The sequence below is a fragment of the Propioniciclava soli genome, from assembly GCF_014858005.1.
In the GTDB taxonomy this organism is placed as follows: Bacteria; Actinomycetota; Actinomycetes; order Propionibacteriales; family Propionibacteriaceae; genus Propioniciclava; species Propioniciclava soli.
In genome coordinates this window covers 20,311-41,087 of sequence record NZ_JACYOT010000013.1, presented here as the reverse complement: position 1 = coordinate 41,087, position 20,777 = coordinate 20,311, and the positions used below count along the sequence as shown (strand labels likewise).

The window sequence follows — 20,777 nt, the reverse complement described above, 5'->3', positions numbered from 1 at the left end:
CTCAGGCGCCCGTGGAGTGCAACCCGCCGTCGACGTGGATCATCTCCCCCGACGTCATGGCGAACCAGTCCGACAGCAGCGCAACGACCACCTTCGCGGTGGCGGTGGCGTCCGAGGAGTCCCAGCCGAGCGGGGCGCGTCCGCCCCAGATGTCGTCGAACGACGTGGACCCGGGGATCGCCTTCTTCGCGATGGTGTCGATCGGCCCCGCGGCCACGATGTTGCAGCGGACGCCTTCCGGCCCGAGATAGCGCGCCACGTAGCGGGACGCCGACTCCAGCGCCGCCTTGGCCACGCCCATCCAGTCGTAGGTGGGCCACGAGATCCGCGCGTCGAACGTGAGGCCGACCACCGAGGCCGTCTCGGCGAACAGCGGCTTGCACGCCATCGTGAGGCTGACCAGGGAGTACGCCGACACGTGCATGGCCTGCGACACGTCCTCGAACGGCGTGGTGAGGAACTTGCCGCCCAGCGCCGTCTCGGGGTTCGCGTACGCCACCGAGTGGACGACCCCGTCGAGACGTTCGACACCGGCCTCGGCCAGCGCCTGGGGCAGCCGCGCGAGGTGGTCGGCGTCCGTCACGTCCAGTTCGAGGACGGCCGGGGCGGGGTCGAGGCGCTTCACGATCCGCTGCGTGAGCGACAGCGCCCGCCCGAAGTTAGACACGACCACGGTGGCGCCCTCCGCCGCGGCGATCTCGGCGACCTTGTACGCGATCGAGGTGTTCATCGTGACCCCGGTGACGAGGATCGTCTTGCCCTCGAGGATGCCCATGCGTTCTCCTAGATGTCTCGTTGCGGTGTCTCGCTGCGGTGTCTCGTTGCGGTGGGACGCCGCCGCGCGGCGCTGTGCCCAGCAGAAGTGGTGGGGCTCTCAGTGGCCCATGCCGAGCCCACCGTCCACGGGCAGCACCGCGCCCGAGATGTACCCGGCCTCCGGCGAGGCGAGAAACGCGACAGCGGACGCGACCTCGGCCGGCAGGCCGAGGCGTCCGGACGGAATGGCCGCCCGGTAGCCCGCCACCTGCTCCTCGCCCAGCACGGCGGTCATGTCGGTCTCGATGAATCCGGGCGCCACGACGTTGGCGGTGATGCCGCGGCCACCGAGCTCACGGGTGAGGGAGCGTGCCATGCCCACGAGGCCCGACTTGGTGGCGGCGTAGTTGACCTGCCCGGGCGAACCGTAGAGGCCGACCACCGAGCCGATGAAGATGAGGCGCCCGCGCCGCAGCCGCAGCATGCCCTTGCTGGCCCGCTTGGCGACGTGGAAGGCGCCCTTCAAGTTGACGTCCACCACCGCGTCGAAGTCGGCCTCGCTCATGCGCAGCACGAGGGTGTCCTTCGTGATGCCGGCGTTGGCGACGACGACCTCCACCGGGCCGTGCGCCTCCTCGGCGGCGGCGAACGCGGCGTCGACGCTGGCGGCGTCCGTCACGTCGCAGGCGATGCCCAGCGCGTCGCCCGGCGCCCGGCCGGACGTGCTGGCGCTGGCGACCTTGTCGCCCCGTGCCAGGAACTCCTCGACGATCGCGGCGCCGATGCCGCGCGCGCCTCCCGTGACCAGGACGCTGCGGGGGGTCTGTTCGCTCACCCGCTCACCGTAGCGTGAGCCGTCGGGAGTGGGAGCTAGGCTGGCCGACATGGTTTCGCGGATGCGGCCCACCATCATCACCGACGCGCGGTACGGCACAACGCTGTCCGCGGACGCCCGCGAGCGTCGGTACCTGTGGACCATGGCGTTCCGCGTCGTGGCGTTCCTGGCCGGGCTCTTCGCGCCCCTGCCGTACAACCTCTTGTGCTTCCTGGCCGCCGCCCTGCTCCCCGCCATCGCCGTGCTGCTCGGCAACGCCCGCGACAACCACCTCGAGCCCACCGCCCCCGACGCCCAGCAACCGCCCCCCCAACTCGCCCTGGGCGCGGGCGACGTCGTGCCCGGCGACGTGGTGCCGGGTGAGGTCGTGCCGGGTGAGGTCGTGCAGGGTGAGGTCGTGCCAGGTGAGGTCGCACAGAACGGCGTGGTGCCGGGTGAGGCCGGCCCGCACCCGGAGGCGGCGTGATGAAAGGACCCTGGCTGCGGTGGCTGCTGCTCACCGTCTTCGTCGTGGCGCTCGCCGTGACGTTCGTGAACCTCGGCCGCTGGCAGCTCGACCGGCTCGACCAGCGCCGGGACCGCAACGAGACCGTGCTCGAGCACGAGAGCGCGCCCGTCGTCGCCTTCGAGCAGGTGTTCACCGGGGAGATCGAGGAGCACGACCAGTGGCAGCGCGTCAGTGTCACGGGCACCTATGACGCGGAGCGCCAGGTGCAGGTGCGCTACCGCTCCGAGGGCGGGATGACCGGGTGGGAGCTGGTGACCCCGCTCACCACCGCCGACGGCACCACCGTGCTCATCGACCGCGGTTTCGTCGAACGCCCCCGCAACCAGGACTTCCCGAGCGCCCTGCCCGCCCCGCCGGCCGGTGAGGTCACCGTGGTGGGCTACGTGCGGCGCGACGAGCAGGGCCCCGAGAACGCCCTGACCCCGTCGCCCGACACCAACGACACGGTTCGGCTCATCAACGCGGCCGCCATCGGGAGCTGGCTCGGCCGCGACGTCGTGAGCGGCTACATCGGCCTCATCAGCTCCGATCCGCCGCAGGACGGCCCGTTCCTGGTCGTCGAGCCACCCCCGCAGGACGAGGGTCCGCACCTGTCGTACGCCCTGCAATGGTTCGCGTTCACCGCCATCGCGGGCATCGGCCTGGTGGTGCTGATCCGCAACGACCTGCGCGACCGCGCCCGGGTGAAGGCCCGCGCCGCGGGCGACACCGCAGGCGACGCCGCCGGGCACGCCTGACGTGGTGGACGCCGCCCGCGGGCTGCTCGCCTGCCCGGTGTGCGCCGCACCGCTCGACGTGGCGGCGCGGCCGGTGCGGTGCCCGGCCGGTCACAGCTTCGACGTCGCCAGGCAGCGCTACGTCAATCTCGCCGGCGCCGCTCCCCCGGCCAACGCCGACACCGCCCCGATGGTGGACGCCCGTGCCCGCGTGCTCGACTCCGGTGCGTTCGACGCGGTGGACGCCGCCCTGGCCCGGCGCCTGCGCGGCAGCCGGGTCGTGCTGGACGCCGGGGGCGGCACCGGCCACCACCTGGCCCGGCTGCTGGACGCGGCCCCCGACGCCCGTGGCGTCAATCTCGACGTGTCGGTGCCGGCGGCCCGGCGTGCCGCGAGGGCCCATGGGCGGCTGGCGTCCGTGGTGGCCGACACGTGGGGCACCCTGCCGCTGCTGTCGCGCCGCTTCGACGCCGTGCTGTGCGTGTTCGCGCCCCGCAACATGGCCGAGTTCGCCCGCGTCCTCGGCGACGGCGGGCTGCTCGTCGTGGTGACGCCCGATCCCGAGCACCTGGCCTCGGTCCGCGAGCGTTACGGCCTGCTCGGCATCGAGCCCGACAAGGACGACCGACTGCTGCGCGCCGCGTCGGCCCGGTTCACCCCCGTCGCTCGCGAGCGCGTCCGCGCGCCATTGGCCGCCTCGCCCGCGCTGGTGGCCGACCTGATCGGCATGGGCCCCAACGCCTTCCACGGGGCGCCGACAACGGTGGACGCCCTCGACACCGAGGTCGCCGTCAGCGTCTGGCTGTTCCGGCGCGCGGGGTGAACCCCGCTCAGGGCACCCGCTGCTCGCTCGCCACGCGCGCCACGTGGAGCGTCAGATAGGAGATCTCGTCCTCGGTGAGGGCCGCCCCCAGCCGCAGCTCCATGACCGCCGCCAGCCGCTCGGCGCACCGCAACGCCTCGGGATGGACGTCGCGGATCGCCTGCCCGATCGTGGAGTGGCCCTCGTCGAGCTGCTGGTGCTGGTGGATGCGCACGAAGAGGTAGCGCACGTGGGTGATGAAGCGGCCGAGCCCCACCGATCCCGGGTCGAGGGTGAAGCCGTAGGTCTGCTCGATGACGGCGACCATCTGCTGGATCACGCCGGTCATCGTGTAGGTGTGGCTGAGGTCGCCCGTGGTGAAGCCCGCGTTGACGAGGTGGAGCGTCAGGGCCACCGCCTCGCCGTCGGGCAACGGCTCGTCCATCCGGGCGTTCACCGCGGCGAGCAGGGCGGACGCCTCGCGGTACTCCTGGGCGTACAGGTGGGTCACCTCGCCGACCAGGGGGTAGTCGATCGCCAGTCCCAGCCGCTGGCGCCGGACGGCGAAACTGACGTGGTCGGCCAGCGCGATGACGAGGGTGGGGCTCTGCGCCGCCCGCCCCTCCAGCCCCGCGTCGGTCAGCGCCGCCACCACGAGCTGGACGTATTCGGGCGCGATGCCGGCGAGCAGTTCGCCGAGGTGGTCCGGGTCGCGTCCATCGTCAGGACGGAAGACCCGGACCACCTTGGCTGTGTCCACCGGTTGGCCCGGCCGGGCCTGGAACCCCAGGCCGCGGCCGGTGAGGATGACCTCGTCCCCCGCGTCGCCCCGTGCCAGGACGACGTTGTTGTTGAAGACGCGCAGGATCTCCATGGCGGGTTCGGGAGGCGAGGCCGGCTCGGTCAGTGGGTGATGTCGATCACGGGGTCGCCCGCACCGACCTCCTTGCCCACCAGCGGCGTCACCGCGCCGAGCTTCTTGGTGTTGGTGACGGCGACGATCGTGGTCGTCGGGTAGCCGGCCGCACGGACGGCGTCCAGGTCGACGTCGACCAGCGTGTCGCCGACGTGCACCCGGTCACCCTTCGCCACGTGGACGTCGAAGCCCTCGCCGTTCATCTGCACCGTGTCGATGCCGACGTGCACCAGCACCTCGACGCCGTCATCGCTCTTGATGCCGAACGCGTGGCCCGACTTCGGCACGGTGATGACCTTGCCGCTGATCGGGGCCACCACGTGGCCGGAGGTGGGCTCAATGCCCACCCCCTCGCCCAGGGCGCGGGACGAGAACACCTTGTCCTCCACGTCGTCCAGCGACACGACCCGCCCGGCCATCGGCGCGGCGATGCGATCGGTCGGCTCGGCCGGGGCCGAGGTGTCGTCGGCCGCGAACGTGGCCGGGGCGGACGATGCCGCCGTGGCGCCGGCCGAGCCGTCGGCCGCGGGGGCGTCCATGACCGCGGTCGCCGTGGCGGCGGACGCGACGGGGATGGCCCCACCGGCGACCGCGGAGCCACCGGTGCCGTCGGTGACGGCGCCCGGGGTGGCCGGACGGTCGGCGGCCAGCGGCGCACCCTGCTCGAGCTGCTCACGGGCGAGACGGGACTCCTCGCGCTGCTCGGGCGTGCGGTAGTCGGAGATGATCACCAGGATCATCGCGGTGAAGAACGCGACGGCGATGGCGATGATGTAGACGACCATCGGGGTGAACACCGGAATGGTGAGCAGCGACGTGAACGCGAAGGCGCTGGCGCGCAGGCCACCACCGATGCCCACGACGAGGCCACCCAGCAGACAGCCAACCAACATGCGCGGGTAGATGCGCTTGTACCGCAGGTGGATGCCGTAGAGCGACGGCTCCGAGATGCCGCCCAGCAGGCCGGCCGCCAGGGCGCCCGTGGCGGTCTGGCGCATCTGGATCTCCTTGTCGCGCATGGCGATGAACAGGACGCCGGCCGTCGCGCCGAAGCACGCGAAGTTCCAGGCACCCATCGGGCCTTGGATGAAGTCGTAGCCCAGGTTCTGGATGTTGAGCAGCATGATCGCGTTGATCGGCCAGTGCAGGCCGAGCGGCACCATGAAGGGGTAGGCGAGCGGGATCACGATGGCGAAGATGAACGGGTTGAAGGCGTTGATGGCCTGCAGGGCCCCGGCGAGCGCCGCGCCGGCGTAGATGCCGATCGGGCCGATCAGGAACGCGGTGAGGGGGATCATGATGACCATCGAGATGAACGGCACGAACACGAGCTGGACCTGCTCGGGGATGATCCGCTTCAGGAACTTCGTGAGCGGGCCGAGGACGCCGGCCATCAGCAGCGGCGGGAACACCTGGGAGCCGTAGTCACGCAGCGCCAGCGGGATGCCGAAGATGTCGACGACCTGGACGTCCTGCCCCGCGATCGTCATGTCCCGCGCGCTCTCGGCGAGGTTGTTGAAGCCGGGCAGCATCAGCACGGCCATGATGGCGAAGCCGACCCACGGGTCGGCCCCCACCTTCTTGCTCGCGTTGTAGGCCACCATCAGCGGCAGGAACACGAACACGCCCTGCCACATGAGGTTGACGAAGTTCCACGACGGCCCCAGGTCGACCGTCGGGTCGGACCAGTTGCCGATGACGCCGGTCGTCGCCATCAGCGACATGAACGTGATGATGAGCGACGCGCCGAGCAGGGCGCCCAGGATGGGGCGGAAGGAATCGGAGAGGAACTCGAAGAAGTTGTCCACCCACGCGTACTTGCCGCGCGCCGCGCGCGCCTGCGCCTTCACCTCGGCGTCGGTCAGGTCCCCGGTCGGGGCCGCCTTCTTGCCCGCGCCCGACATGACGGGCAGCGCCTGGATGTTCTCGTAGTAGGTCTGCACCGCACCACCGATGATGATCTGGTAGCGGTTGCCGGCCTGGGGCACCGAGCCCATGACGCCGGGGATCGCGTCGACGACGTTCGCGTCCACGACGGAGGCGTCGTTGAGTTCGAAGCGGAGCCGCGTCGCGCAATGGGTGAGGCTGGCGATGTTGCCGGGGCCGCCGACGGCCTCGACGATCTGCTCAGCCGCGCTGGTCTGAGTTGGGGACACCTGTGCACTTCCTTGTCTTGAACAGCACCCATCAGGCAACAAAAAAGACCTGAGAAAGCGCCCCACCAACAGGGCGTCTCAGGTCTTGCCCCAGACGGGTAACAATCCGAGTGAGCTGGTTGCTCGTGCAGAAAGCTAGCACACCACGATCCCCGGCGGGCGCCGCCGCCGGGGATCGGGAATCACGTGTCGCGCCGGCTCAACCTGCCGTCGCGGCCGCCACCGCCTCGTCGATGGGCGTGGCGCCATCGGTGAACGCGATCGTCGTGCGCGCCGGGCCACCCGCCGCGACGACCGCCGCGATCACCCGCGCGACGTTGCCGCGCGACGCCGGACCGGGCTCCGACGAGTCGCCCTGCGGTCCCGGGCCGGCGACGGCGTCGATGCGGCCGGTCGGCTCGTCGCTGGACAGCGTGCTCGGGCCGAGGATCGTCCAGCCCAGCTCCGTGCCGCGCAGGTGCTCGTCCGCGGTGGCCTTGGCCTCGGCGTAGGCGAAGAAGCCCTCGCCCTCGGGCACTCCGTGGTCGGGGCGCGCGCCGTAGTACGACACCATCACGTACTGCGGGACGCCCACCGCCACCGCGGCGTCGATCGAGCGGATCGCCGCGTCGGCGTCCACCGCCTTCGTGCGCTCGGGACTGCCGCCGCCGGCGCCGGCCGACCACACGACGACGTCCGCACCGCGCAGCACGCGGGCGAAGCCGTCGGCGTCCAGCGTCTCGATGTCTTCCACCAGCGGGGTCGCACCCGTGGCGGCGACCTCCTGCGCCTGCTCCTGCTTGCGGATGACCGAGGTCACCTCATGCCCGGCCTCAGCCAGCAGCGGGGCCGCCAGCAGCGCGACCTTGCCGTGTCCTCCGATGATCACGATGTTCGCCATGCGTCCTCAACGCCGCGCCCGGCGGCGTTCATTCCGGCGGGACGGCCGGCGGCAGCTCGGCCGAGGTGCACACGGTGATCTGGGGTGGGTAGAGCCCCAGGACCTGCAGCGCCGCGGCGTGGTTCTCCGGGGTCGAGCCCGCGCAGGCGTCGGTGAGCACCGTCAGCGTGGCGCCAGCGTCGGCCGCGGGCAGCGCGGTCGAGATCACGCAGCAGTCGGTCGCCACGCCGGTGAGCACGAGCTCGGGGGTCTCCCCCACCACCGGGCGCAGGGCGTCCCACTTGCCGAACGTCGGGGCGTCGACGACGACGGCGTCGACGCCAACCAGGGCGTCCACGAGCGCGAAGGCCGGGTCGGTCGGCGGCCGGCCGGCGAACGGCCAGGCTGCCATGTAGGCCTCCCACGAGCCCGGACGCCGCCGCGGCGGCACCCAGCGCGTCACGACGGTCCGCCCCGCGTAGCGCGGCAGCAGGTCGACGATCACGGCTGCGGCGTCCGGCCACATCGGGGAGCCCCAGTCGCTGGCGGGGTCGGCGAAGATCCGCTGCGGGTCGATGACGACCAACCACGGACGCGTCACGCCCGGCCCTCCTGCCATCGAACCGTGCCGCGCCGGGCCAGCAGGGTCACGACGAAGCCGAACAGCAGGGCGAACAGGACGCCGAGGTTGGCCCAGGGCCAGGTGCCGTCCCAGCTCTCGACGCCGTCCACCACGCTGCGGGCGCCCAGGCCCAGCGGCTCAAGCAGGTAGCCCTGCCAGTTGTTCCAGGCGGCGTCCGCGGCGAACTGGTTGATGACCAGCCCCCAGCCGATGACCGTGGCGACGACCATGGTGCCGATGGACACCCAGTCGAACGCGCCGTAGCGGCCCGCCGGGTCGAACAGGGCGGTCTCGTCGTAGTCGCGGCGGCGGAGCAGGATGTCGGCGATGAGAATGCCCGCCCACGCGGCCATGGGCACGCCCAGGGTGATGAGGAAGCTCTGGAACGGGCCGAGGAAGTCACCGGCCACGAACACCACGAAGATGGTGCCCGCGGTGAGGATGACGCCGTCGATCGCGGCCGCGGCCGGGCGCGGGATGGCGATGCCCAGGCTCAGCAGCGTCAGCCCCGAGGAGTAGATGCCGAGCACCGCCCCGGAGACGAGCGCCAGCAGCGCGGTCAACCAGAACGGGATGAGCAGCCACGGCGGCAGCAGGGCGGCCAGCGCCCCGACGGGGTCGCTCGCGATGGCGTCGGACAGGGCGGCGTCCGACCCGGCGAGCAGCAGGCCGTAGACCACCAGCACCACGGGGGCGACCGAGCCGCCGATCGTGTTCCACGCGATGATGGCGCCATTGGACGCCGTGCGCTTCTGGTAGCGCGACCAGTCGGCGGCGATGTTGATCCAGCCCAGCCCGAAGCCGGTCATGACCATGGTGAGCGCGCCGACGACGTTGCCCACCGAGCCGGCGGGGACGGCCCCCACGGCCGCGGCGTCGATGTGGCCCAGCGTGACGAGGATGTAGACGATCGTGACCGCGCCGGTCAGCCAGGTGAGGACGGACTGGAGCCGCATGATGGTGTGGTACCCCAGCACGGACGTCGCGACGATGAGCGCGGCCACGGCGATGGTGGCGCCGATCTGGACGCCGACCCCACCGCCCCACCCGAGGATCTCGAACACCGTCGAGGTGGCCAGCACCGCCATGATCGCGAGGAACGTCTCCCACCCGATCGACAGCAGCCAGCTCACGATGCCCGGCACCTTCTGCCCGTGCACGCCGAACGCCGCCCGCGACAGCACCATGGTGGGCACCGAGCCCCGCTTGCCGGCCGTGGCGATGACGCCACACAGCGCGAAGCTGATCACGATGCCGACGACCGCGACGACCGCCGCCTGGGCGAAGCTGACGCCGAAGCCGTACACGAAGGCGGCGTAGCTCATGCCGAACACGCTGACGTTCGCCGCGAACCACGGCCAGAAGAGATCCCGGGGCCGGGCGGTGCGCTCGGACTCGGCGATGATGTCGATGCCGTTGGTCTCGATCAGGCGGGCGGGTGCCGGATCGGCCGCCGCGGTGCGGACGGGATCAGTCGTCATGGCGGCATTCAACCACCTGCCCCCGACCATGCCGTCAGGGACGCGGCCAGGCCGCCCAGAACGCGTCGATCTCGGCCCCGGTGGGCGCGGTCGCCGGCCCGGATCGGGTCACCTTGATCGCACCACCCACGTTGGCGCGGCGGCAGGCCACCACCCAGCCCGTGCCGCGCGCGAGCTCGGCAAGCAGGACGCCGGTGTGCGCGTCGCCGGCACCGTTGGTGTCCACGGCCTCCTGGGGAAACCCCGGCACGAGGGTCGTCTGGCCGCCGGCGTGGACTGCGCAGCCGGCCGGGCCATCCCGGACGATCGCGACGCCGCCCGGTGCCAGCAGCCGGCTGACGGCCGCCGCCGTGGCCGCCATGCCCCGCGCCCCGGTTCCGGTTCCGGTTTCGGTTTCGGTTCCGGCCAGGATCGCCTCGGCCTCGGCGAGGTTGGAGGTCCACACGGTGGTGCGGCCCAGCATGGCCGCGCGGGTGGCGTCCGACAGGCCGGCGAAGACGGCGCCCGGGTCGAGCACGACCGCCACCCCGGCGGGGAGATCCGCCAGCCACGCCTCGAGCGGGGCGCGCGTGGCCTCGACGGCCAGGCTGTAGCCGGTCACGCAGACGAGGTCCCCGGGACGCGGTGCGCTGCGGTCCAGTGCGGCGACGCTGAGGCGCCGCTCGGCGCCCAGCGTGGTGACGAACGTCCGCTCGCCGTCGGGCTCGACGAGGACGAGACAGAGCCCGGTGTCGGCGTCCGGGATCGCCTCGGCCGACCAGGTGATGCCCTCGGCGGCCAGCGCCGCACGGACGAGGTCGCCGTTGCGTCCGGTGCCGACGACGCCGGCCTGCACGCAGGTGGCGCCCGACCGGGCCGCGGCCACGAGGATGTTCACCGACCCGGCAGCCGCCAGCTCCCAGCTGGACGCCATGACGTTCTGCCCGCGCGCGGGCAGGGCCGGGACGCGGGCGACGGCGTCCACCAGCGCCTGGCCGGTGTGGATGATGCGGGGCACGCCGAGGAGCCTAGCGACCCCGTCCGCGTTGGTGCTTCGCCGCCCTTGACAGGGCAGGCATAGCGAGTATCGTTATTAACGAAATTCGTTATGGAAGGCGAGGAACGATGACCCTCACAGACGCGCACCCCACCGCTCGACACAACCTGCCCCCCCTGGCGTGGCTGACGCTGCTGGGCGCCACCGCCACCGGCCTCTACGGGCTGGTCAACGCGTGGGCCACGGTCACCTCCGGGGTGGTCGTGGTGGCGCTCGCCGGCAACGGCCCCAGGCGTCCGGACACCACCGGCTGGCCGGTCGCTCCGGGTGCTGAACTCACCTGGCCCTACCGCGCCATGGTGCCCGTCAACGACGTGCCCGTCGGTGCCCGATGGTTCATCCACGCCGGGCAGGCGCTCACCCCGCTGCTGTGGGCGGCGAGCCTGGCCGCGCTGGGCCTCCTGTTGCTGCGGGCCGCGTCCGCGCAGAGCATCTTCGAGCCGCGCGTGCGGCGGGCGCTCAACCTCCTCAGCCTGGCCGTGCTGCTCCTGGCCTTGGTGCCGGGGGGCCTGCTCCTGCTGGGCACCAACTGGGCCGTCGGGAGCCTCGGCTGGGAGTCCCACACGGCCACCGATTCCACCGCCTTCCTGTTCCCGCTGTTCGTCTACTACCTGTGCGTAGTCTTCTCGGTCACGCTGCGCCACGGCGCCCGGCTTGCGGACGAACTGGACCACGTGATCTGATGCCGCCCCAGGATTCCCGGATCACCTGCAGGATCGACGTACTGCTGAGCGAACGAGGCATGACCCTGACCGAGCTGGCGGATCGGATCGGCCTCAGCGTGATTAACCTGTCGATCCTCAAGAACAACCGCGCCAAGGCGATCCGGTTCACGACGCTGACCGCGCTGTGCGACGCCCTCGCCTGCAGCCCGGGTGATCTCTTCGCCCTCCGGGAGGAGTGAGCGGCGGGGACGACGACCGTCTGATGGCTCTGGTGGTGGGGCATTTGACCCGAGGAAGTGGCGCCATGGCGCCACTTCCTCGGGTCCAAATGCCAGGCACGCGACGCGCTGACCCCACGTCAGCACCCGGGTGAGTGCCAGGTCGGTCAGCGACGCACCGCACCCACCAGGTGCGGTTTCTCCTCGCGGCCCAGCACCGCGAAGCGGACGCCCGCGTCGGACTCCGCCGCCGCGAACGAGACCCGGCCGGGCAGCAGGATCGGGCGGGTGAACGCCACGTCGACGGTGTAGGTCTCCGGGAGGCGCCCCGACAGGGCAGCCAGGCACCGCGCGTGCGTCCACATGCCGTGGACGATGGCCCGCCTGAACCCGAACAGCTTCGCGGTCGCGGCGCTGAGGTGGATCGGGTTCACGTCGCCGGAAACCTTCGCGTACTGGCGGCCGAGATCGGCCGGCAGTCGCCACCGCTGCGCCGTCCTGGGCTGTTCGCCCGCCGCTTCGCTACGCAGTGGATGGGCGGGGTCGTCGGTCACCCCGGTGGCGCCGGCGGCGTCCGCACCGGCCGGCGCGCTCGCGCCGCGGGCGAGGTAGCTGCTGCGCCCGCTCCAGGCCAGCTCGCTGCCCACCCGCACCTCCCCGACGAGGTCGAACAGCGCTCCCTTGGCGTGCGGCCGCAGCGCCTCGGCGCGGACGAGGACGTCCAGGTGGTCGCCCACCGCCACCGGCCGGTGGAGCGTCATCGTGTTGGCCGTGTGGACGAGGCCGGCGGGCGTGAACGGGAAGTCCGGCCCCGCCAGCAACGCCGCCTGGAGGGGGAAGGTCAGCACGTGCAGCCACGTGGGTGGCACGGCGTCCCGCAGCCCGAAGCCGCACACGCGGTTGTACGCGGCCAGCCGGCCCAGGTCCTGCCGCAGGCGGGCCACGCGCACCACGGTGGTGGGCAGGACGGCCTCCGCGCGGGGGCGGCGTCCGACGTGGTTGGCCGTCGCGCGCACGAGCAGCGGTGCGACGGCGGGGAGGTCCGCGTAGGCGAGGGTCGTGTGCATCAGGCGCCGATCAGGTTGTGGCCGCAGACCCGGACGACCTGGCCGTCCACCCCCCCGGAGGCCGGATCGGCGAGGTAGGCGATGGTCTCGGCCACGTCCACCGGCCGCCCGCCCTGACCCAGCGCATTGGTGCGGCGGAAGACCTCGCGCTGCACGAACGGGATCGCCGCGGTCATCTCCGTCTCGATGAACCCGGGCGCCACGGCGTTCGCCGTCACTGGGCGGTCGGGCAGCTCGGCCGACTCGGCCCACGTGAGCCCCATGACGCCGGCCTTGGACGCCGCGTAGTTCGTCTGACCCTTGTTGCCGGCCCAGCCCGAGGTGGAGGCGATGCCGACGATGCGGGCCTGCTCGCCCAGCCCGCCGGGCAGGTCGGGGTCGAGCAGCGTGGGGTTCATCCGCATCTCCGCGGCCAGGTTGACCTCCAACACGGACGCCCATCGGCCCTCGTCCAGGTTGGCTAGCAGCTTGTCGCGGGTGATGCCGGCATTGTGGATGACGGCCCAGATCTTCGCCTGCGGGCCGTGCACGGTGGCCACGTGCGCCGCGATCCGCTCGGCGGCGTCCGGCACGGTGATGTCGAGCTGCAGGGCGGAGCCGCGCACCGCGTTGGCGACGCCGGCCAGCGCGTCGCCGGCGGCCGGCACGTCGACGGCCACCACGGCCGCCCCGTCCCGCGCGAAGGTACGCGCTATCTCGGCCCCGATGCCGCGAGCCGCACCGGTGACCACCACGATGCGCCCGGTGAAGGGCCGGGCCGGGTCGTACTCCGCACCCGCGGCGTCCCCGGCCTTGGCCGGGCCGACGCGCCACGTCTGGCCGGCGACGAATGCCGAGCGGCCCTCGAGCAGGAACGACAGCGTGGAGCACAGGTCGGACGCCGGCGTCCCGGCCCGCACGAACACCAGGTTGGCGGTCGACCCGCCGCGCAACTCCTTGCTCACGGTGCGGTTGATGCCGTCGAACGCCTGCGCGACGGCCTTGGCCTCCACGTCGGAGACGTCGGCCGCGTCGGTGGCGAGCAGGATCACGCGCCCGGAGGCCTCCAGCCCCTTCATGGCCGGGCGCAGCACCTGGCGCAGCCCCTCGAGCTGAGCGATCTCGCGGACGCCGGTGGCGTCGATCACGACCGCACCGGGGCGGCGCTCGTAGCGCGGCGGCTGCGGCCGGCCGCGGTCATCGGTCGTCCGGCGCTCGGGCAGGTCGAGCAACGGGTCGATCGGGCTGAGGCCGAGCAGGGCCAGCGCCTCGGCTGCCACCCCACCCCCGGGAAGCGTGGCGAGCACGATCTCCCCGCGCGGCAGTTCGCGGCCGCGCCGCAACACCGGGGGTTCGGCCAGACCCAGGCGGGCCGCCGCCTTCTTGCCGAGCGGCGTGCCGTACAGCGATTCGAGGACGTTCATCACACCGCCTCCAGGATCGCGGTGACGGCCTGGCCGCCCGCCGCACAGATCGAGATGAGACCCCGCGAACCCGGCCCCCGCTCGGCGAGCAGCTTGGCCAGCGTGGCGACGATGCGTCCGCCGGTCGCGGCGAAGGGGTGCCCGGCGGCCAGCGAGCTGCCGTTCACGTTGAGGCGGGCCCGGTCCACGGTGCCGTGGCCGTCGGCCTCGAGCTGGGCCAGCGTGGCCAGCACGGTCGAGGCGAACGCCTCGTGGATCTCGACCAGGTCGAAGTCGGCCAGCGTGAGGCCGTTGCGCTCGAGCAGCACCGGGATGGCCCGGGCACCCGCGATGAGCAGACCCTCGTTGCCGGTCACGTAGTCGGTGGCGGCCACCTGGGCGTCCACCACGCGGGCCAGCACCGGCCAGTGCCGTTCCCGCGCCCACTCCTCCTCGGCGAGCAGCACCACGGCCGCCCCGTCGGTGAGGGCGGTCGAGTTGCCGGCCGTCATCGTGCCGTTCTCGCCGCCGAAGACGGGCTTGAGCTTGGCCAGCGCCTCGGCGGAGGTGTCCGGCCGCAGCAAGGTGTCGCGCGTCACGCCCAGGTACGGGGTGACGAGGTCGTCGAAGAAGCCCGCGTCCCAGGCACGCGCCAGGTTCCGGTGGGATGCCAGCGCCAGCTCGTCGGCCGCCTCCCGGGTGAGCCCGTACTCGGCGGTGGTCAGCGCCTGGCTCTCCCCCATCGAGAGGCCGGTCCGGGGCTCGACGACCCCCGGCGGCACCGGCGCGAGATCGGTCGGGTGCAGCGAGGCGAAGGACTTCAGCCGCTCGAGCAGCGTCTTGGAGCGCGAGGCCCGCAGCAGCGCCCGGCGCAACCCCTCGCTGACGACGATCGGGGCGTCCGACGCGGAGTCGACGCCGCCCGCGATGCCGGTGTCGGCCTGCCCCAGGCGGATCTTGTTGGCGACGTAGATGACCGTCTCCAGGCCGGTGCCGCACGCCTGCTGCAGGTCACACGCCGGGGTGTGCGGGTCGAGTGCCGAACCCAGCACCGCCTCGCGGGTGAGGTTGAAGTCGCGCGTGTGCTTCAGCACGGCGCCGGCCGCGACCTCGCCCACCTGCTGCCCGGCCAGCCCGAAGCGGGCGACCAGGCCGTCCAGCGCCGCGGTGAGCATGTCCCCGCTCGACGCCGCCGCGTACTTCGTGCCCGCCTTGGCGAACGGGATCCGGTTGCCGCCGACGACGACGGCGCTGCGCTCTGGCATGTGCTCTCCTGTGAACTCGGACGCCGGACCCGGGCCACGGCGCGATGTATCCGGCACCGATGGTAGCAGGTACCGAGAGTTTCGGGTACTGTGGCGTCATGACCACCACGGACGGCCGCGCGACCCGCTGGGCACAGCACAATGCCGACCGTCGCCAGGAACTGGTGGAGGCGACGCTGCGGGCGATCCGCAAGCACGGCAGCGCGGTGGGGATGGACGACATCGCGGCGTCAGCCAGCACGTCGAAGACCGTGTTCTACCGCCACTTCGGCGACCGCAACGGCCTTTACGAAGCCGTGGTCGAGAGCGTCCACGCGTTCATCCGCGGCAACCTGGACTCCCCGCTGAGCTCCGGGCTGGCCCCCGGGGAGTTGGTCGCCGCGCTCGCGGACGCCTACCTGAGCGTCGTCGAGGCCGACGTCGAGATCTACCGGTTCGTGACAACCCGGCCCGGCGACTCCCCCGACCCCGTGCTGGGCATCACCAACCGGATCGGCGACGAGGTCGCCGCCGCGTTCGCCGGCTGGCTCACCGACGCCGGGCTCGACCCGTCGCCGGCCAACACCTGGGGCCACGGGGTCACCGGTTTCGTCTGGGCCGTGGCCGACCGCTGGATCCTCACCGAACTGCGCCGCCCCCGCGCCGACATCGTCGCGTTCGTCGCGCAGCTCTTCGAGCCCGCCTTCGCCGCGCAGACGCCCACGGCCTCCCCTGCCCCCGCAGCCCCCGCAGCCCCCGCACCACCCTCCGCCCCCACGACCACCACACACCCAGCACCCACCGCATGAGGAGTCACCGATGACCATCAGCCCGACCGGAGCCGCCCTGCGCACCGCGCTCGACGGACCGTTCCACACCACGAAGCAGCGCTGGCGCGACGAGGTGAGCGCCGACGACGTCGTGCGCGACCCGTCGATGAGCATGGCCGAGGCCCGGGACTGGACGCTGGACCGCCTGGTCAAGATCGCCCACCGCGGCTTCGCCATCGCCGGCTTCCCCGAGTCGGTCGGCGGCACCGGGCCCCAGTCGGAGTCGGTCGCCCAGTTCGAGATGCTGGCCATGGGCGATCTGAGCCTGACCATCAAGTCCGGCGTCCAGCACGGCCTGTTCGGCGGCGCGATCGTGAACCTGGGCAGCCAGTGGCACCACGAGACCTTCCTGCCCGACACGATCACGTGCGAGCGCACCGGTGCCTTCGCGATGACCGAGCTCGGCCACGGCTCCGACGTGTCGTCGCTGGAGACGACCATCACCTACGTGCCGGAGACCGACGAGCTCGAGATCAACTCCCCCACCCCGAGTTCGACCAAGGCCTACCTCGGCAACGCCGGCGAACACGGCAAGTGGGCCGCCGTGTTCGGCCAGCTCACCGTCGGCGGGGAGAACCAGGGCGTCCACGTGGCGCTCGTCCCGATTCGCGACGAGGAACTCAACGACCTGCCGGGCGTGACGACCGGCGACCACGGCCACAAGGGGGGCCTGCTCGGCGTCGACAACGGCACGATGCGGTTCGACCACGTGCGCGTCCCCCGCACCCACCTGCTCGACCGGTACGGCAGCATCGATGCCGACGGGGTCTACCACTCCCCCATCAAGTCCAAGAACGCGCGCTTCTTCACGATGCTGGGCACGCTGGTCCGCGGCCGCATCTGCGTGGGCGGTGGTGCGGCGTCCGCCACGCGGCGCGCGCTGACCATCGCGACGCGCTATGCCCTGCAGCGCTCGCAGTTCCGGCTGCCGGGTCTCGGGGAGGAGATCCTGCTGCTGGACTACCAGACGCACCAGCGCAAGCTGCTGCCGAACATCGCCCGGGCCTACGCGTACGGCTTCGCGCAGACCGAGCTGGCCCTGGCGCTGCAGCGGGTGCTGGACGCGGGCGGTGAGGATCCGCGGGCCGCGCGCGAGCTGGAGACCCGCGCCGCCGGCATGAAGGCGCTGCTGACGCGGTGGGCCAACGACACCATCCAGCTGTGTCGCGAGGCGTGCGGCGGGGCGGGTTACCTCAGTGAGAACGGCCTGACCCTGGCGCGTCAGGACGCCGACGTGTTCGCCACCTTCGAGGGCGACAACACGGTGCTGATGCAGCTCGTGGCCAAGGCCCTGTTGCTGGACTACAAGCAGTCCTGGGGTGACATGGATCTGCGCGGCACCGCCCAGGCGACGGCGCGCATGGTCGGCGGCTCGTTCCTCGAGCGCACCACCGCCCGCGCGGTCATCGACCGCCTGGTGTTGGCGGCCCGGCGCGTCGGCGGCGATCCGGTGCGTCACCGCGGCTGGCACGTCCAGCTGTTCACCGACCGGGAGGCGCACATCGTCGAGGGTCTCGCCAAGCGGATGCGCGCGGCGAGCAGGGCACCGGCCGAGGAGGCGTTCGCGGCGACCAACGCGTGCCAGGAGCACATGGTCACCGCCGCCCGCGCCCACACCGACCGGGTGGTGCTGGAGGCGTTCATCGGCGCGATCGAAGAGGTGGCCGATCCCTACGTCCGCTCGCTGCTGAACCAGGTGTGCGACCTGTACGCGCTCGCCACCATCGAGGAGCACCGCGCCTGGTACATGGAGCACGAGCGTTTCGACGGCCAGCGCAGCCGGGCGATCTCCCAGACGGTGGACGAGCTGTGCGCCCAGCTGCGGCCGGTGGCGCTGGAGCTGGTCGAGGGTCTGGGCGTGCCGGAGGGCTGGCTCAACTCGGCCATGCTCACCAACGCGGGCGGACAGCGCCCGTCCGACGAGCTGCCGCCGCGCACCGTGGCCGAGCCCGCGCTGGCGAGCTGACCGAACGGGGCACCATGCACCGCACTAGGCTGCCGTGCATGTTGCCCGTTGTGAGCGCGCAGGACATCCGGGACGCCGAGCAGGCGTGGTTCGACGCCCACCCCGGCGGCGATCTCATGGCCGTCGCGGCGGACGCCGTGGCCCGCGCCGCCGCTGAGCTGCTGTCGATGTTGGCGTGGTACTCCGAGCCCCCCACCCCGCGCGGCGGCGCCGACTCCGCGGACGGGCCGACGGTGGTGCTCGTGGTGGCCGGCCCCGGCAACAACGCGGGCGACGCACTGTTCGCCCTTGCCGGCCTGCCCGGCCTGCTGCCCGACACCGAGCTCGACCTGGTGGTGTGGCCGTGCGCCGGTGCCACGCACGACGTCGGCCTCGCCGCGGCGCAGGACGCGGGCGCCCGCACGGTGGACGCCGACGCCGCGCTCGGTCTGGTGCCCGGGGCGGCGCTGGTCATCGACGGCGTCTCTGGGCTGGGCGGGCGTCCGGGGCTCGAGCCCGCGGTGCTGGCCGTGGCGGACGCCTGCCGGGCGCACGGGACGCCCGTGCTGGCGGTCGACCTGCCGAGCGGCCTGGTGGCCGACAGCCACGAGGCCCACGCTTGCTTCACCGCCGACCTCACGGTGACGTTCATCGCGCACAAGCCCGCCCACGTGCTGGCGCCGGCGTCCGGCCACTGCGGGGAGGTCCGTCTCGTCGACATCGGGGTGGCCGCACCCGCGAGTGACCTCCACCTGGTGGAGGAGTCCGACTGCGCCGCCTGGTACCCCACCCCCGACGCATCCTCGGACAAGTATTCCCGCGGCGTCGTCGGCATCGACACCGGCACCGACGACTACCCCGGCGCGGCCGTCCTCGGCGTGGCCGGGGCGCTGTGGTCGGGGGCCGGCATGGTGCGCTACGCGGGCCCGTCGCGTCCGGCCGACTTCGTGCTCGCCGCCCATCCGAGCGTGGTGGTCCCCGTCGATCCGGCCGATCCCGGCCGCGTCCAGGCCTGGGTGTGCGGCTCGGGCTGGCCCGGGCCCGACGCCGAGCGCCTGGCCCGCCGCGTCGCCGACGACGTGCCCGTGGTGGTGGACGCCGGCGCCCTCGGCGCCCTGCCCACGGCCGCCCCCGACGGACTGCCGGTTCACAGCGTCCTCACCCCGCACGCCGGCGAGCTGGCCCGCCTGCTGGAGGTGGAGCGCGCCGAGGTGGAGGCCGACCCGCTGACCCACGCCCGCCGCGCCGCCCGGCAGACGGGCGCGACCGTGCTGCTCAAGGGCGCCAACCAGTTCGCCGTCGAGCCCGACGGCACCGCCCTGCTGGCGCTGCCCGGCACGCCCTGGACGGCGACCGCCGGCTCCGGCGACGTGCTCGCCGGCATCGTCGGCACCTGCGTGGCCGCCGGCTTGCCCGCCGCCCGCGCCGCCGTGCTGGGCGCCTCGCTGCAGGCGGCGACCGCGCGCGCGGAGCGGGCCGCCCCGATCCCACCCGACCGGCTGGCCGAGCATCTCGGCGTGAGCATCGAGCGGTGGTGCGATAGCCTCCGGCCATGAACTCCGAGCTCCTCGAGGCGCTGGTCGCCGGCATCGACACCGTGCTGCCCGACGCCACGTCCCTGCGGCGGGCGATTCACGCCGACCCCCACCTGGGCGGCGACGAGGGTGACACCCGGGACGCCTTCACCGAGGCCACCGGCTGGCTCGACTGGACGCCCGTCGCCGAGACGGGCGCGTACACGCGCACCGGCCCGGACGGCCCGGCCGTCGGCCTGCGGGCGGAGCTCGACGCGCTGCCGCTCACGGAGGCGACCGGGGTCGAATGGGCTTCCCAGCGGCGCGGGATCATGCACGCCTGCGGCCACGACGTGCACCTGGCCGCACTCTGGGCCGTGCTGACCGCGGCGCGCGACCTCGACCTGCCCGCCGCGATGGTGCCGGTGCTCCAGCCGCGCGAGGAGGAGAACCCGCCCGGGGCCGGCGACGTGGTCGCCTCGGGGGCCCTGGAGGACGCCGACGTGGCGGCCATGGTCGGGGTGCACGTGCAACCCCAGGTCGAGCGCGGCGTCGTGTCGACCGGGTCCGGAGCCGTGAACGCCGCGTTCGACTCCTTCGAGATCACGGTGCGCGGACGCGGTGGGCACGGGGCCTACCCCCACACGGCGCTCGACCCGATCACCGTGCTGTCCGCCATCGTCACCGGGCTGGGTGAGCTGCCCATGCGCGTGATCAACCCGATCCACCCGTCGGTGGTGTCGGTGGGGACCTTCCATGCGGGGACCGCCGCGAACGTGATCGCCGAGACCGCGGCGTGCACCGGTTCGATCCGGACCTTCCACGAGAAGGACCGTGCCGCCCTCCACGAGGCCATCGCCCGGCTCGCGGAGGGCACGGCCATGGCGCGGGGGGCGACCGCGACGGCGACCTTCGTCCGGGGCGGCCCCGCGTTGGTCAATGACGCGGACCTGGCGCAGCGGGCGGACGCCCTGCTGGCCGGGCTGAACGTGCCGGTGGCGCCCGTGCCCTTCCGGTCCTGCGGGTCCGACGACTTCTCCGAGTACGGTCAGGTCGTGCCGTCCCTGATGAGCTTCATCGGGGTCGGCTCGGACGGCGGCGTCGGGCTGCACCACCCCGAGTTCCTCCCCGGACGCAGCGCGCTCCGCCTCGCGGCCATCGCGCTCGCGGCGAACTACGCGGCGGCCGCCGACCTGCTCACCGCCTGACCACCGAAGGAGGGCCA

20 protein-coding genes are annotated in these 20,777 nt (G+C 72.8%); 9 read left to right on the top strand and 11 right to left on the bottom strand.

Translation table 11 applies throughout. The features are described from left to right. Window position 1: 1 nt before the first annotated feature. Window positions 2-775 (bottom strand): enoyl-ACP reductase FabI, encoded by a 774-nt coding sequence (fabI, locus tag IFY26_RS12880; protein WP_232549416.1) that lies wholly within the window; start codon window positions 773-775, stop codon window positions 2-4. Between the two features lie 99 nt (window positions 776-874). Then, the gene (gene fabG, locus IFY26_RS12875) at window positions 875-1,591 is read right to left on the bottom strand and encodes a 3-oxoacyl-ACP reductase FabG (protein WP_232549415.1); all 717 of its coding nucleotides are present in this window, start codon (window positions 1,589-1,591) and stop codon (window positions 875-877) included. 49 nt (window positions 1,592-1,640) lie between these two features. Here fabG and IFY26_RS12870 point away from each other — a divergent pair, with 49 nt between their 5' ends. The 3 genes from IFY26_RS12870 to IFY26_RS12860 are packed head-to-tail and all read left to right on the top strand — an operon-like array spanning window position 1,641 to window position 3,638. Next, window positions 1,641-2,057 carry a DUF3099 domain-containing protein gene (locus IFY26_RS12870; RefSeq protein WP_232549414.1) on the top strand — a complete coding sequence of 139 codons (417 nt, stop codon included), beginning with the start codon at window positions 1,641-1,643 and terminating at the stop codon, window positions 2,055-2,057. Next, window positions 2,057-2,836, top strand: a complete 780-nt coding sequence (locus tag IFY26_RS12865) for an SURF1 family cytochrome oxidase biogenesis protein (RefSeq protein ID WP_232549413.1) — start codon at window positions 2,057-2,059, stop codon at window positions 2,834-2,836. Before IFY26_RS12870 ends, IFY26_RS12865 begins: the two co-directional genes overlap by 1 nt. Window positions 2,837-2,840: 4 nt before the next feature. Continuing rightward, on the top strand, window positions 2,841-3,638 hold the full coding sequence (locus IFY26_RS12860; protein ID WP_232549412.1) for a putative RNA methyltransferase: 798 nt from the start codon (window positions 2,841-2,843) through the stop codon (window positions 3,636-3,638). A 7-nt stretch (window positions 3,639-3,645) separates the two neighbouring features. On the opposite strand, the gene IFY26_RS12855 is transcribed toward IFY26_RS12860, so the two are convergent. The 6 genes from IFY26_RS12855 to IFY26_RS12830 all read right to left on the bottom strand — a co-directional run bounded on the left by IFY26_RS12855 (window position 3,646) and on the right by IFY26_RS12830 (window position 10,648). Then, on the bottom strand, window positions 3,646-4,491 hold the full coding sequence (locus IFY26_RS12855) for a PRD domain-containing protein (RefSeq protein WP_232549411.1): 846 nt from the start codon (window positions 4,489-4,491) through the stop codon (window positions 3,646-3,648). A 29-nt stretch (window positions 4,492-4,520) separates the two neighbouring features. Continuing rightward, a complete protein-coding gene (locus IFY26_RS12850; protein ID WP_232549410.1) occupies window positions 4,521-6,689 on the bottom strand; it encodes a glucose PTS transporter subunit IIA in 2,169 nt (722 codons plus the stop codon). A gap of 199 nt (window positions 6,690-6,888) precedes the next feature. Continuing rightward, window positions 6,889-7,569, bottom strand: a complete 681-nt coding sequence (locus tag IFY26_RS12845; protein WP_232549409.1) for an NAD(P)H-binding protein — start codon at window positions 7,567-7,569, stop codon at window positions 6,889-6,891. Between the two features lie 28 nt (window positions 7,570-7,597). Next, complete coding sequence (locus IFY26_RS12840) at window positions 7,598-8,149, bottom strand: cysteine hydrolase family protein (protein ID WP_232549408.1); 552 nt, start codon at window positions 8,147-8,149, stop codon at window positions 7,598-7,600. Beyond that, window positions 8,146-9,651 carry a purine-cytosine permease family protein gene (locus IFY26_RS12835; RefSeq protein ID WP_232549407.1) on the bottom strand — a complete coding sequence of 502 codons (1,506 nt, stop codon included), beginning with the start codon at window positions 9,649-9,651 and terminating at the stop codon, window positions 8,146-8,148. The genes IFY26_RS12840 and IFY26_RS12835 overlap by 4 nt, the downstream gene beginning before the upstream one ends. Before the next feature lie 34 nt (window positions 9,652-9,685). Next, window positions 9,686-10,648 (bottom strand): PfkB family carbohydrate kinase, encoded by a 963-nt coding sequence (locus tag IFY26_RS12830; protein ID WP_232549406.1) that lies wholly within the window; start codon window positions 10,646-10,648, stop codon window positions 9,686-9,688. A 107-nt stretch (window positions 10,649-10,755) separates the two neighbouring features. Between IFY26_RS12830 and IFY26_RS12825 the strand changes: the two genes are divergently transcribed. Both IFY26_RS12825 and IFY26_RS12820 read left to right on the top strand, forming a co-directional pair. Continuing rightward, window positions 10,756-11,370 (top strand): hypothetical protein, encoded by a 615-nt coding sequence (locus tag IFY26_RS12825; protein ID WP_232549405.1) that lies wholly within the window; start codon window positions 10,756-10,758, stop codon window positions 11,368-11,370. Continuing rightward, window positions 11,370-11,591 (top strand): helix-turn-helix domain-containing protein, encoded by a 222-nt coding sequence (locus tag IFY26_RS12820; RefSeq protein ID WP_232549404.1) that lies wholly within the window; start codon window positions 11,370-11,372, stop codon window positions 11,589-11,591. Before IFY26_RS12825 ends, IFY26_RS12820 begins: the two co-directional genes overlap by 1 nt. 146 nt (window positions 11,592-11,737) lie before the next feature. Here IFY26_RS12820 and IFY26_RS12815 read toward each other — a convergent pair whose 3' ends face one another. The 3 genes from IFY26_RS12815 to IFY26_RS12805 are packed head-to-tail and all read right to left on the bottom strand — an operon-like array spanning window position 11,738 to window position 15,284. Beyond that, window positions 11,738-12,637 carry a MaoC/PaaZ C-terminal domain-containing protein gene (locus IFY26_RS12815; protein ID WP_232549403.1) on the bottom strand — a complete coding sequence of 300 codons (900 nt, stop codon included), beginning with the start codon at window positions 12,635-12,637 and terminating at the stop codon, window positions 11,738-11,740. Further along, window positions 12,637-14,040: a 3-oxoacyl-ACP reductase gene (locus IFY26_RS12810; RefSeq protein ID WP_232549402.1), complete on the bottom strand. Its 1,404-nt coding sequence runs from the start codon at window positions 14,038-14,040 to the stop codon at window positions 12,637-12,639. The genes IFY26_RS12815 and IFY26_RS12810 overlap by 1 nt, the downstream gene beginning before the upstream one ends. After that, window positions 14,040-15,284 (bottom strand): acetyl-CoA C-acetyltransferase, encoded by a 1,245-nt coding sequence (locus tag IFY26_RS12805; RefSeq protein ID WP_232549401.1) that lies wholly within the window; start codon window positions 15,282-15,284, stop codon window positions 14,040-14,042. Before IFY26_RS12805 ends, IFY26_RS12810 begins: the two co-directional genes overlap by 1 nt. A gap of 98 nt (window positions 15,285-15,382) precedes the next feature. Here IFY26_RS12805 and IFY26_RS12800 point away from each other — a divergent pair, with 98 nt between their 5' ends. The 4 genes from IFY26_RS12800 to IFY26_RS12785 are packed head-to-tail and all read left to right on the top strand — an operon-like array spanning window position 15,383 to window position 20,760. After that, window positions 15,383-16,072 carry a TetR/AcrR family transcriptional regulator gene (locus IFY26_RS12800; RefSeq protein ID WP_232549400.1) on the top strand — a complete coding sequence of 230 codons (690 nt, stop codon included), beginning with the start codon at window positions 15,383-15,385 and terminating at the stop codon, window positions 16,070-16,072. 10 nt (window positions 16,073-16,082) lie between these two features. Then, entirely contained in the window at window positions 16,083-18,059 is a 1,977-nt protein-coding gene (locus IFY26_RS12795; RefSeq protein ID WP_232549399.1) for an acyl-CoA dehydrogenase family protein, read from the top strand. Between the two features lie 38 nt (window positions 18,060-18,097). Then, window positions 18,098-19,594 (top strand): bifunctional ADP-dependent NAD(P)H-hydrate dehydratase/NAD(P)H-hydrate epimerase, encoded by a 1,497-nt coding sequence (locus IFY26_RS12790; RefSeq protein WP_232549398.1) that lies wholly within the window; start codon window positions 18,098-18,100, stop codon window positions 19,592-19,594. Next, window positions 19,591-20,760 carry a M20 metallopeptidase family protein gene (locus IFY26_RS12785; protein ID WP_232549397.1) on the top strand — a complete coding sequence of 390 codons (1,170 nt, stop codon included), beginning with the start codon at window positions 19,591-19,593 and terminating at the stop codon, window positions 20,758-20,760. The genes IFY26_RS12790 and IFY26_RS12785 overlap by 4 nt, the downstream gene beginning before the upstream one ends. The last annotated feature ends 17 nt before the right edge of the window (window positions 20,761-20,777 follow it).